Below are 12,352 nucleotides of genomic sequence, written 5' to 3'. Positions count from 1 at the left end.
GATGGGCTACATCCGCTCGGCCGCCCTGCGCGGGTTCGCCGACGAGGTGACCGTCCACGGCGGCGACCCCGCGGCGTACGCCCGCGCCGTCGGCCTGCGCCCCGACGCCCTGCTGGCCGACGACGTGCTCGTGCGGGACGAGGCGGCCGCCCAGCTGCTCGAGCTCGCCGCGCACGACCTGGGGCGGGCCGACCTCGGCCTCCGCATCGCCGGCCGCCAGGACATCACGACGCTGGGCTCGCTGGCCGTCGCGATCCAGCACTCGCCGACGCTCGGCGACGCGCTCGACTGCACGTCGCGCTACCTCTTCGTGCACAACGGCTCCCTCAGCGTGCGCCTCGGCGACGACCCGCAGGGGGAGCGGGGCGTCGCGGGACTGCACTACGGGCCCGCCGGCGAGGGCCTCGTGCAGGGCACCGACATGGGCCTGGCCTTCGCCCACGGCGTCATCACCTACCTGCACGGCGGGCCCTACGGACTGCTCGGCGTGGAGCTGCCCTACCGGCCGGCGGCCGAGCCCGCGGCGTACGAGGCGGCCTACGGCGCCCCCGTCACCTTCGAGGCGCCCGGGACGGCGGCCGTGCTGCGGATCCCGCAGGCCCTCGCGGGGCACCGGCTCGCGGGGGTGAACGCGACGCTGCGGCGTCTCGCGCTCGCCCACCTCGCCGCGCAGGCGCCGCTGCCGGGGAGCGGTGGGGGCACGAGCGCCCGGGTGCGCGCGGCCGTGCGCGAGTCGCTCGGCACGGGCAGCGTCGAGATCGCCGCCGTCGCTCGGCTGCTCGCCGTCCACCACCGCACGCTGCAGCGGCGGCTCGAGGCGGAGGGCACGACGTTCGGGGCGCTGGTGGACGAGGTACGGCGCGGCGAGGCCCAGCGTCTCCTCACCGGCACCGACCTGCCCCTGGCCCAGGTGTCGGCCATGGTCGGCTTCGCGGAGCAGTCCGCGCTGTCCCGCGCCGCCCGACGGTGGTGGGACGCCGCGCCGCGGACCGTGCGTGCGCGTGCGTCATCGGGGAGGCTGGGCGGGTGAGCACCTCTGCGCCCGACCCCGCGCCCGACCCCCGGCCCGACCCCCGGCCCGACCCCACCGTCCTGCCCAGCATCGGCGTCACCGGGGCGACCGGCGCCGTCGGCAGCCTCGTCGCCCGCGACCTGGCGGGCCGCGGCGTACCGCAGCGGCTGCTGGCGCGGACCCCCAGCCGCGTGCCGAACCTGCCCGGCGCCGTGCCGCTGGCCTGCGACTACGCCGACCCGGCCGGGGCGCGCGCGGCGCTCGAGGGCGTCGAGACGCTGCTCATGGTGTCGGCCGGCGAGACCGCCGACCGCGTGGCCGTGCACCGGGCGTTCGTCGACGCGGCCGCCGCGGCCGGGGTGCAGCACGTCGTCTACACGTCGTTCGCCGCGGCCGCGCCCGACTGCACGTTCACGCTCGGCCGCGACCACCACGCCACCGAGGAGCACCTGCGGGCCAGCGGGATGGCCTGGACCTTCCTGCGCGACAACTTCTACCTCGACGTGCTGCCGCTCTTCGTGGGCGACGACGGCGTGCTCCGCGGACCGGCGGGCGACGGGCGGGTCGCTGCGGTCGCCCGGGCCGACGTGGCCCGCGCCGCGACGGAGGTGCTGCTCGACCCGGTGGCGCACGCGGGGCGCACCTACGAGCTGACCGGGCCCGCCGCGATCACGCTGACCGAGGCGGCGGAGGTCATCACCCAGGTGACGGGCCGCCCGACGACGTTCCACGACGAGACGGACGAGGAGGCCTACGCGTCGCGCCGACGGTGGGAGGCGCCGGACTGGCAGTACGACGCGTGGGTCTCCACCTACACCGCCATCCGCTCCGGCGAGCTCGCCGCGGTGAGCGACGACGTCCGCCTCCTCACCGACCGCGCGCCGCTCGACCTCGCGGCGGTGCTGCGGGGGGCGTAGGCGTTTCGCCCCGCCCGCCGCGCCCGTGTGAGGCTGAGGGGGTGACCGAGCTCGACACGACCACCCAGCCCGACGCCCGCACGCTCGACCTCCCCATGATGCCCGACGGGCTGCGGCTCGCGGTCGTCGACATGGACGGCACGCTCCTCGACGGCGACGGCGAGGTGCCCGACGCGCTGTGGCCGCTGCTGGACCGGCTGGCGGCGGCCGGGGTGGCGTTCGCGCCGGCGAGCGGTCGGCAGTACGCCACGCTGCGCCGCATGTTCGACCGCGCCGCCGACGGCATGGTCTTCATCGCCGAGAACGGTGCCTACGTCGTGCGCGACGACGAGGAGGTGTCGTCCACGGCGATCGATCCCGCCGTGGTGGCCGACCTCGTGACCACGCTGCGCGAGGTCGTCGCCGACCGCGACGCCGGGGTGGTGCTGTGCGGCAAGCGGGCGGCGTACGTCGAGCGTGACGACCCCGCGTTCCTCGCGGAGGTGGACCGGTACTACGCCGCGCGCGAGCTCGTCGACGACCTCGGCGCGGTCGACGACGAGATCGTCAAGGTCGCGATCAACGACGCCCACGACCCGCAGGTCGTCGCCGACGCGCTCGCCGGGTTCGTCGGCGACCACCAGGTCGTCGTGTCGGGCACGCGCTGGGCCGACGTGATGGTCGCCGGCGTCCACAAGGGTGCGGCGGTGCAGCGGCTGCAGGAGGCGCTCGGCGTCACGCGGGCGCAGACCGCGGCGTTCGGCGACTACCTCAACGACCTGGAGATGCTCGACGAGGCGGCGGCCTCGTTCGCGATGGCGGGCGCCCACCCGACGGTGAAGGAGCGCGCGGCCCACCTCGCGCCGGCGCACACCGAGGCCGGCGTCGTCACGGTGCTGGAGGCACTGCTCGACCGCGGCGTGTGATGCCTCCGGGGTATCGCAGGATGCCGGAGAAGTGTTGGACGGGAATGGCGGTGTCTTCCTAGGGTCAGTGTGTCGCCCACCACACGCCCCCGGAGGACCGCATGACCTCGACCGCCACGGCCACGCCGACGAGCGCGCTCGCCGCCCCTGACGCCGCGGTCATCGCCGCGCAGGCCGGGCCGGCCACCGTCGATCGCATCGCGCACGTCGCGCTCTCCTCGGTGGTGCTGCCGCTGGCGACCCCGATCAGCGACGCGAAGGTGCTGACGGGCCGCCAGAAGCCCATGACCGAGGTCGTCTTCCTCGTCGCCGAGATCACCACCGAGGGCGGCCACACGGGCGTCGGGTTCTCCTACTCCAAGCGCGCCGGCGGCCCCGGCCAGTTCGCGCACGCCTCCGAGATCGCCCCCGTGCTGATCGGCGAGGACCCCTCCGACATCGGCAAGATCTGGACGAAGCTGACGTGGGCCGGCGCCTCGGTCGGCCGCAGCGGCCTCGCGACCCAGGCCATCGCGGCGATCGACGTGTCGCTGTGGGACCTCAAGGCGAAGCGCGCCGGCCTGCCCCTCGCCAAGCTGCTGGGCGCCCACCGCGACTCGGTGCGCACCTACAACACCTCGGGGGGCTTCCTCCACACGCCGATCGAGCAGGTCATCGAGAACGCGGGCGCCTCGCTCGCCAGCGGCATCGGTGCCATCAAGCTGAAGGTCGGCCAGCCCGACTGGCGCACCGACGTCGCGCGCGTGACCGCCGTCCGTGAGGCGCTCGACCCCGACGTCCCCCTCATGGTCGACGCCAACCAGCAGTGGGACCGCGCCACCGCGATGCGCATGGGACGCCTCTTCGAGGAGTTCGGCCTGGTCTGGATCGAGGAGCCCCTCGACGCGTACGACGCGGAGGGCCACGCCAACCTGGCCCGGAGCCTCGACACGCCCATCGCCACGGGCGAGATGCTGACCAGCGTCGCCGAGCACGTCCGCCTCATCGAGGCCGGGGCCCACGACATCATCCAGCCCGACGCGCCGCGGATCGGCGGGATCACGCCGTTCCTGAAGCTGATGACGCTCGCCGAGGCCCAGCACCTCGACCTCGCCCCGCACTTCGCGATGGAGATCCACGTGCACCTCGCCGCGGCGTACCCGATCGAGCCGTGGGTCGAGCACTTCGACTGGCTCGCGCCCCTCTTCAACGAGCAGCTGGAGACCCGGGACGGCCGCATGTACGTCTCGGACCGCCCCGGCCTCGGTTTCACCCTGACCGAGCAGGCCCGCGCGTGGACCGTCGCGAGTGCCGAGTTCGGCCAGCGTCCCTGATCTCCCGTCCCACCTCACCGTCTTCCTAGGAGCACCCCGATGAGCCGCTACGCCCCCGACGAGCTGCGCACCGCGCTCGGCGCCGGCCTGCTCTCCTTCCCCGTCACCCACACGACGGCCGACCTCCGGTTCGACGAGGCGTCGTACCGGGAGCACCTGCGCCACCTCGCCGACTACGACGTCGCCGGCCTCTTCGCCGCCGGCGGCACGGGCGAGTTCTTCTCGCTGACGCACGCGGAGGTCGACACCGTCGTGCGCGCCACCGTGGACGAGATCACCGACATCCCCGTGATGGGTGCGGCGGGCTACGGCACGACGCAGGCCGTCGCCCTCACCCAGGCATCGGCCGCCGCGGGCGCCGACGGCGTGCTGCTGCTGCCGCCGTACCTCACCGAGCTGCCGGAGCAGGGCCTCTACGAGCACACGGCCCGGGTCTGCGCCTCGACGGACATCGGCGTCGTGGTCTACCACCGCGCCAACGCCCGCTACTCGGCGGCGACGGTCGAGCGCCTGGCGGAGGAGTTCCCCAACTTCATCGGCTTCAAGGACGGCATCTGCGACATCGACCTGCTGGCCACGCTCAACGCGCGCCTCGGCGACCGGCTGGTCTACATCGGTGGCCTGCCGACCGCCGAGACCTACGCGCTGCCCTACCTGGAGCTCGGCGTGACGACGTACTCGTCGGCCATCTTCAACTTCGCCCCCGCGTGGGCGACCGACTTCTACCGGGCGGTGCGCAGCGGCGACCGTGAGGGCGTCCTCGCCCGGCTGCGCGACTTCGTGGTCCCCTACATCGGGATCCGCGACCGCCAGGCCGGCTACGGCGTCTCCATCGTCAAGGCCGGCCTGACCGCGGCCGGGCGTCCGGCCGGACCGGTGCGACCGCCGCTGACGGACCTGACCGACGCCGAGCTGTCCGAGCTGACCGACCTCGTCAAGAAGGTGATCTGAGCATGACCACGCCGCAGGCGGCCCCCGGGCTGACCGGTGAGATGTTCCTCGGTGCGCGCCGCGTGCGCGGGGAGGCGGGCACCGTGCGTGCCGTCGACCCCCGCACGGGCGAGGAGGTCGGTCCGGCCTACGGCCTCGGCACGGCCGCGGAGGTCGACATCGCCGCCTCGCTCGCCGCGCGGGCGCACCCGGTCTACCGCGCGACCGGTCCGGAGGACCGGGCAGCGTTCCTCGAGGGGATCGCCGACGGCATCGAGGCGCTCGGGGACGTCCTCGTCGCGCAGGTGCTGCTCGAGACGGGCCTGCCGGAGCCCCGCGTGCGCGGCGAGATCGGCCGCACCGCGGGGCAGCTCCGCCTCTTCGCCTCCGTCGTGCGCGACGGCTCCTTCCACGGCGTACGGGTCGAGCCCGCCCTCCCGGACCGCACACCGTTGCCGCGTCCCGACCTGCGCCAGCGCAAGGTCCCGCTGGGGCCTGTCGCCGTCTTCGGCGCCAGCAACTTCCCGCTCGCGTTCTCCGTGGCCGGCGGCGACACCGCCTCGGCCCTGGCCGCGGGCTGCCCGGTCGTCGTCAAGGCGCACGAGGCCCACCCCGGCACGTCCGAGCTCGTCGGCGGCGCGATCGCGGCGGCCGTCGCCGCCGCGGGCCTGCCCGAGGGCGTCTTCTCGATGGTGTACGGCGAGGGTCCCGTCGTCGGCACCGCCCTGGCCGCCCACCCGGCGATCAAGGCGGTCGGCTTCACGGGGTCGCGCCGTGCGGGCCTCGCCCTCGTGGACACCGCCGCGCGCCGCGAGGTCCCGATCCCGGTCTACGCCGAGATGTCGAGCATCAACCCCGTGTTCCTCCTCCCGGGCGCCCTGGCCACCGACGCGGCCGGCGTGGCGCAGGGGTACGTCGCGTCCCTGACCACCGGCGCCGGCCAGCTCTGCACCAGCCCGGGCCTGGTGCTCGCCGTGGCGGGCCCCGAGCTCGACGCGTTCCTCGGCCGGGTCGCCGAGGCGCTGCCCGCCTGCCCGGCGCAGACGATGCTGACGCCCGGGATCCACGCGGCCTACGAGGCCGGGCTGGACCGTCTCGGCCGCGCGGACGGCGTGCAGGTGGTCGGCCGCGGCCAGGAGCCGGCGGACGACGCCCCGACCGCGGGCCAGGCCCTCGTCGTCACCGTGCCCGCCAAGGCCTTCGCCGCCGACCCCACCCTGGCCCAGGAGAACTTCGGCTCGTCGTCGGTCGTGGTCGTCGCGGACGACGCCGACACGCTCGTCGCGATCGCCGGGGAGCTGGAGGGGCAGCTCACCGCCACCGTCCACGCCGTGGAGACCGACCACGACCTGGCCGCGCGACTGCTGCCCGTGCTCGAGGACAAGGTCGGTCGCATCCTCTTCAACGGGTGGCCGACCGGGGTCGACGTCGGGCGTGCCGTCGTGCACGGCGGCCCGTTCCCGGCCACCTCCGACGGGCGCAGCACGTCGGTGGGCACGCTGGCCATCGAGCGCTTCCTGCGACCGGTGGCCTACCAGGACGTCCCGGCCGCGCTGCTCCCGCCGGTCGTGGCCGACGACAACCCGCTCGCCGTGTGGCGCCAGGTCGACGGCGAGCCGACCCGTGACTGAGCGCGGTCCCGTCGTCACCGACGTGCGCGTCGTGCCCGTCGCCGGGCACGACAGCATGCTGCTCAACCTCTCGGGTGCGCACGCGCCGTACTTCACGCGCACCCTCGTGGTGCTCACCGACTCGGACGGCCGCACCGGCGTCGGCGAGGTGCCCGGCGGGGAGGCGATCCGCACGACCCTCGAGGCGTCGGCCCGGTTCGTCGTCGGCCAGCCGGTCGCGCGCTTCCGCAGCCTGCTCCGCAGCGTCGCCGACGCCTTCGCCGGCCGCGACGCGGGCGGCCGCGGGCTGCAGACCTTCGACCTCCGCACGACGGTGCACGTCGTCACCGCCCTGGAGTCGGCACTCCTCGACCTCCACGGCCAGGCGCTCGGCGTGCCCGTGGCGGAGCTCCTCGGCGACGGGCAGCAGCGCGACGAGGTGCTGGCGCTGGGCTACCTGTTCTTCGTGGGCGACCGGCGGCGCACCGACCTGGCCTACCGCTCCGAGCCCGACGGGGAGGACGCCTGGACGCGGCTGCGCCACGAGGTGGCCCTCGACGCCGACGCGGTGGTCGCCCTCGCCCGGGCGGCGCAGGAGCGCTACGGCTTCGCCGACTTCAAGCTCAAGGGCGGTGTGCTGCCCGGCGAGGAGGAGGTGGAGGTCGTCACCGCGCTGGCGCAGGCGTTCCCCGACGCCCGCGTGACGCTCGACCCCAACGGGGGCTGGCTCCTCGCCGACGCGATCCGGCACGGGCGCGCGATGCGTGGCGTCGTGGCCTACGCCGAGGACCCGTGCGGCGCGGAGGGCGGCTACTCGGGCCGCGAGGTCATGGCGGAGTTCAAGCGCGCCACCGGCCTGCCGACCGCGACGAACATGATCGCGACCGACTGGCGGCAGCTGGGCCACGCGATCCGCTCCGGCGCGGTCGACATCCCCCTCGCCGACCCCCACTTCTGGACGATGGCCGGCTCCGTGCGCGTCGGCCAGCTGTGCCACGAGCTGGGGCTCACCTGGGGCTCCCACTCGAACAACCACTTCGACGTCTCGCTGGCGATGTTCACCCACGTCGCCGCGGCCGTGCCCGGGGAGCCGACGGCCATCGACACGCACTGGATCTGGCAGGACGGGCAGCGGCTGACCCGCGACCCGCTGCGGATCGAGGGCGGCCGGATCGCCGTCCCGACCGTGCCGGGCCTCGGCGTCGAGCTCGACGAGGACCGGGTGGCGGAGGCCCACGAGCTCTACCTCCGGGAGGGCCTCGGGGCGCGCGACGACACGGCCGCCATGCAGTTCCTCGTGCCCGGCTGGACCTTCGACCCGAAGCGTCCCGCGCTGGACCGATGATGGTCCCCGTGACCTCGCCTGCCGCACCACCGCCCGGCCGGGTGCTCCAGACCGCCGGCCTCAAGCCCGACCTGGCCCGCGCCCTCACGGCCGCGTACGCCGCTCCGGTCCTGCCGACCGGAGCGGCCGAGGTCGGCAGCGAGCCGCTCGCGAGCCACGCGGCGACCGCCGAGGTCGTCGTCACCTCGGGTCGGCTGGGGCTGCACCCCACGGTGCTCGACGCGCTCCCCGCCCTCCGGGCGGTGGTGAGCTTCGGGGTCGGGTACGACACGATCGACGCCGCCCGGGCGGCCGGGCGCGGCGTGGTGGTCAGCAACACCCCCGACGTGCTGACCGACTGCGTGGCCGACACCGCGGTGGCGCTCGCGCTCGACGCGATGCGGGGCTTCAGCGCCGCCGACCGCTGGGTGCGGACGGGTGCCTGGGCCCACGGCGTCGAGCCCCCGCTCACCCGTCGGCTCAGCGGCGCCCGCGTCGGCATCCTCGGCCTCGGCCGGATCGGGCTCGCGATCGCGCGCCGGCTCGAGGCGTTCGGCTGCGCGATCAGCTACCACAACCGGCGCGAGCGCACCGACGTCGACCACGCGTACGCCGCCACGCCGCTCGACCTCGCCGCCTCGGTCGACCTGCTCGTCGTGGCGGCGTCCGGGGGCACCGCGGCCCGGCCGCTCGTCGGTCGTGCCGAGCTCGAGGCGCTCGGCCCCGACGGCTTCCTGGTGAACGTGGGCCGCGGGTCCGTCGTCGACGAGGCGGCGCTGGTCGAGCTGCTCGCTGCGGGCGGGCTCGGCGGGGCGGGTCTCGACGTGTTCGCCGCGGAGCCCGACGTGCCCGCGGCGCTCCGTGCGCTCGACAACGTCGTGCTGCTGCCGCACGTGGGGTCCGCCACCGTCGAGACGCGGGCCGACATGACCCGGCTCGTCCTGGCCAACCTGGACGCGTGGCTCACCGGGGCGCGCCTGCTGACCCCGGTGGCCGAGTCGCGGCCGCTGCTCGGGTGAGCGACACCCTCCTGCTGGTGCTCGCCGGCGTGGGCGCGGGCCTGTGCGGCTCGATCGCCGGGTTGGCGTCGCTCGCGTCGTACCCCGCGCTCCTCGCCGTCGGCCTCCCGCCGCTCGCCGCCAACGTCACCAACACGACGGCGCTGCTGGCGAACGGCGTCGGCACGGCGGTCGGGTCGCGACGGGAGCTGGCCGGGCAGGGACGACGCGTCGCCGTGCTCAGCGGGTGGGCGGCGCTCGGGGGGACCGTGGGCGCCGGGCTGCTACTGCTCGGGGGCGAGGAGACCTTCGAGGTCGTCGTCCCCGGTCTCGTGGCGTTCGGCGCCGTGCTGCTGCTCGCCCGCGACCGCATCCGCGGCTGGGTCGCCCGCCGCGGGAGGGGCGGCCTCGACACCGGCGGGGCGCCGGGCGCGCAGGTCGCGACCGTGGGCGTCTACGGCGGCTACTTCGGCGCCGCCGCCGGCATCATCATGCTCGCCGTGCTGTCGGTGCGCACAGCCGAGCCGTTCGCCGTCACCAACGCCGTGAAGAACATCGTCACCAGCGCCGCCAACGCGGTCGCCGCGGTCGTGTACGCGTTCCTGGCGCCGGTCGACTGGTCGGCCGCGGGGTGCGTCGCCCTCGGCGCCCTCGTCGGGGGCTGGATCGGACCCCAGGTCGTCCGTCTGCTGCCCGAGGCCCCGCTCCGCTGGGCCATCGGGCTCGCCGGTCTCGGCCTCGCGGCGCACCTGGCCCTGTCGCTCGCCTGAGCGCCGCCGCCCGGTGGACGCTCAGCCGGGGCGCCCCGGCACGGCGTCGGGGTCGATCCCGCGGAGCGCCTCGAGGGCGAGGGGGAGCGCCGGGTTCGCCGAGTCCCGCGGCCACAGCACGTGCAGCTCGACGGGCTTGGGCTCCCGGGTCCGCAGGGGGAGGTGGGCGACGCCCTCGATCCCGAGCAGGGACGCCGACCGCGGGACGAAGGCGATCCCGCGCCCGCTCGCGACCAGCCACGTCATGGTGGCGATCTGGCTGACGGAGTGCACGACGTTGTGGTGCTCGACCGGGAGCAGGCCGACGACCAGGTCGTAGAAGTAGCGCGCCTTGGTGGGGGAGTGCATGACCAGCGGCTCTCCTGCGAGGTCGGCGACCTCCACGGGCCGGTCGAGGCGGGTGAGGGGGTGGCCGGACGGGACGGCCACGACCAGCTCCTCCCGTCGCACCAGTCGGCTGCCGAACAGCGCGGGGTCGAAGGGCGGGCGGGCCAGCGCGAGGTCGATCTCGTGGGCGAGGAGGGCCTCCACCTGCTCCCGGGTCACCATCTCGAACAGGTCGAGCTCGACCTGCGGCAGGGCCGCGGAGACGAGGTCGAGCACGTCGGTGAGCACGCCGAAGGTGGACGCCGCCGTGAAGCCGATCCGGATGCTGCCGACGGTGCCGGCGGCGATCCGTCGGGCCAGGTCGGGAGCCGTGTCGGCCAGGGCCAGGAGACGCACGGCCTCCCGCAGGAACGCTGCTCCGGCCGGCGTGAGGCTGACGCCCCGGTTGTCGCGGTCGAGCAGCCGTACGCCGACGGCGCGCTCCAGCTTCTGGATCTGACGGCTCAGGGGAGGCTGCGTCATGCTCAGCCGCTCGGCCGCGCGTCCGAAGTGGAGCTCCTCGGCGACGGCCACGAAACCCCGGAGCTGGTCGAAGGAGAACATGATGCACGGACGGTATCAGGCCATGCCTCATCGGGTTTGGACATGCATCATCACGCCCTCTTAGGGTCCAACGCGTGATGGCGATCACAGACCCCCCGAGGTCATCGCCCACCCTCGATCCCCCAGGAGTCCGCATGAACCACCACCGTCTCGTCCACGGCGTCGCGGCCATCTCGGCCGGCGCCGCAGCGCTCTCCCTGACCGCCTGCGGCGGCAACCTCGGCGGCTCCTCGGCCGAGGACTTCCCCAACGGCGCCATCAACCTGACGGTCGGCCAGGACGCGGGCGGCAGCACCGACCTCATCGCCCGCGCGCTCGCCGAGCCCGTCTCCGACGACCTCGGCGTGCCGGTGCCCGTGATGAACAAGCCGGGCGCCAACGGCGCGCTCGCCGCCCAGACGCTGGCCGGCGAGAACGCCGACGGCCAGAACCTCATGGTGATCAACGCGTCGCTCATCGCGATCACGTCGCTCGTCGTCGGCGAGGACGAGGTCGTCAGCCTCGACGACTACGAGATCGTCACCGGGATCTCCCAGGACGACTACGTGCTCGTCGCCAACGCCGACTCCGGCTGGGAGTCCTTCGAGGACCTCGAGGGCTCCGGCCAGACGGTCGACTTCGCGACCACCGGCGTCGGCACCGGCAGCCAGCTCTCCCAGGAGCTGCTGTTCAACCAGACCGAGGTGGACGGCAACGACGTCCCGTTCGACGGTGGGTCGCCGGCGCTCACCGCGCTCCTCGGCAACCAGGTCGACGTCACGAGCATCCAGCTGGGCGAGGCCTACCCGCAGATCCAGGCCGGCGAGATCGTCCCCCTGATGGTCTTCTCCACCGATCGCAACCAGTACCTCGAGGACGTCCCCACGGCGACCGAGCTGGGGTACGAGGTGCCCGTCGCGCAGTACCGCGCGATCGCCGCGCCGAAGGGGACCCCGCAGGAGACGATCGACACGCTCAAGGAGTCGTTCGACGCCGCCTTCGAGACGCAGGCCTACCAGGACTTCAACACCAACGCGCTCCTCACGCCCTACCAGGTGGACGGGGACGAGGTCGTCGCGGACTGGACCGAGCAGCGGGAGACCTACGAGGCGCTCATCGCCGAGTACGGGATCGACATGGGCGGTGACGCGTGAGCCAGCTGCCCGAGGCGGCGACGCCCGAGGAGCTGGCCGCCCAGTGGGAGGCCGAGAAGCCCGAGGCGGCCGGCACCACGACGAACGTCGTGATCGCGCTGCTGGTGCTCGGGTTCGGTCTGGCGGGGACCGCCGGGTCCCTCGCCCTGGGCGCCGGCTCCCTGGGGGAGCCCGGCCCCGGGACCTGGCCGCTGGTGGTCAGCGCCACCATCGCCCTGCTGGGGCTGGTGCTCCTGCTGCAGGCCCGCACCACCGCGGACACCGAGCGCTTCACGGCCGACAGCACCATCGTCCTGCCCGCCGTGCTCACGCTCGTCCCGTTCGCCTACCTGATCGACGTCGTCGGCTTCGAGATCCCGTCCGCGGTGCTCGCGTTCGTGTGGCTGAAGTTCCTGGGGCGGGAGGGCTGGCGCACCTCCGTCGTCGGTGCGCTCGTCATGACGGCGACGTTCTACCTGATCTTCGTGGCCGCGCTCAGCGTGTCGATCCCGCACCTGTTCTGACGGCCCC

12 protein-coding genes are annotated in these 12,352 nt (G+C 74.6%); 11 read left to right on the top strand and 1 reads right to left on the bottom strand.

Features of this window, described 5'->3' with window-relative positions; all coding sequences use genetic code 11:
* Position 1: 1 nt before the first annotated feature.
* The 9 genes from PIR53_12400 to PIR53_12360 all read left to right on the top strand — a co-directional run bounded on the left by PIR53_12400 (position 2) and on the right by PIR53_12360 (position 9,779).
* A complete protein-coding gene (locus PIR53_12400) occupies positions 2 to 1,030 on the top strand; it encodes an AraC family transcriptional regulator ligand-binding domain-containing protein (GenBank protein WZH54446.1) in 1,029 nt (342 codons plus the stop codon).
* A complete protein-coding gene (locus PIR53_12395) occupies positions 1,027 to 1,929 on the top strand; it encodes an SDR family oxidoreductase (GenBank protein WZH50823.1) in 903 nt (300 codons plus the stop codon). Before PIR53_12400 ends, PIR53_12395 begins: the two co-directional genes overlap by 4 nt.
* A gap of 41 nt (positions 1,930 to 1,970) precedes the next feature.
* Positions 1,971 to 2,834: a Cof-type HAD-IIB family hydrolase gene (locus PIR53_12390; GenBank protein WZH50822.1), complete on the top strand. Its 864-nt coding sequence runs from the start codon at positions 1,971 to 1,973 to the stop codon at positions 2,832 to 2,834.
* Positions 2,835 to 2,935: 101 nt separating this feature from the next.
* A complete protein-coding gene (locus tag PIR53_12385; GenBank protein WZH50821.1) occupies positions 2,936 to 4,147 on the top strand; it encodes a mandelate racemase/muconate lactonizing enzyme family protein in 1,212 nt (403 codons plus the stop codon).
* A gap of 39 nt (positions 4,148 to 4,186) precedes the next feature.
* On the top strand, positions 4,187 to 5,098 hold the full coding sequence (gene kdgD / locus PIR53_12380) for a 5-dehydro-4-deoxyglucarate dehydratase (protein WZH50820.1): 912 nt from the start codon (positions 4,187 to 4,189) through the stop codon (positions 5,096 to 5,098).
* Between the two features lie 2 nt (positions 5,099 to 5,100).
* Complete coding sequence (locus PIR53_12375) at positions 5,101 to 6,708, top strand: aldehyde dehydrogenase (NADP(+)) (GenBank protein WZH50819.1); 1,608 nt, start codon at positions 5,101 to 5,103, stop codon at positions 6,706 to 6,708.
* A complete protein-coding gene (locus PIR53_12370) occupies positions 6,701 to 8,032 on the top strand; it encodes an enolase C-terminal domain-like protein (GenBank protein ID WZH50818.1) in 1,332 nt (443 codons plus the stop codon). Before PIR53_12375 ends, PIR53_12370 begins: the two co-directional genes overlap by 8 nt.
* Positions 8,033 to 8,040: 8 nt before the next feature.
* Entirely contained in the window at positions 8,041 to 9,030 is a 990-nt protein-coding gene (locus tag PIR53_12365) for a 2-hydroxyacid dehydrogenase (GenBank protein WZH50817.1), read from the top strand.
* Complete coding sequence (locus PIR53_12360) at positions 9,027 to 9,779, top strand: sulfite exporter TauE/SafE family protein (GenBank protein WZH50816.1); 753 nt, start codon at positions 9,027 to 9,029, stop codon at positions 9,777 to 9,779. The genes PIR53_12365 and PIR53_12360 overlap by 4 nt, the downstream gene beginning before the upstream one ends.
* Before the next feature lie 21 nt (positions 9,780 to 9,800).
* On the opposite strand, the gene PIR53_12355 is transcribed toward PIR53_12360, so the two are convergent.
* A complete protein-coding gene (locus PIR53_12355) occupies positions 9,801 to 10,709 on the bottom strand; it encodes a LysR family transcriptional regulator (protein WZH50815.1) in 909 nt (302 codons plus the stop codon).
* Between the two features lie 134 nt (positions 10,710 to 10,843).
* Between PIR53_12355 and PIR53_12350 the strand changes: the two genes are divergently transcribed.
* Positions 10,844 to 11,842, top strand: coding sequence for a tripartite tricarboxylate transporter substrate binding protein (locus PIR53_12350; GenBank protein ID WZH50814.1), 999 nt, complete (start codon positions 10,844 to 10,846; stop codon positions 11,840 to 11,842).
* A complete protein-coding gene (locus tag PIR53_12345; GenBank protein ID WZH50813.1) occupies positions 11,839 to 12,345 on the top strand; it encodes a tripartite tricarboxylate transporter TctB family protein in 507 nt (168 codons plus the stop codon). Before PIR53_12350 ends, PIR53_12345 begins: the two co-directional genes overlap by 4 nt.
* Positions 12,346 to 12,352 lie beyond the last annotated feature (7 nt).

This window comes from Nocardioides alkalitolerans, from assembly GCA_038184435.1.
Lineage (GTDB): Bacteria > Actinomycetota > Actinomycetes > Propionibacteriales > Nocardioidaceae > Nocardioides > Nocardioides alkalitolerans_A.
The sequence above is the reverse complement of the archived record's forward strand: the minus strand, read 5'-3'. Positions and strand labels throughout refer to the sequence as shown.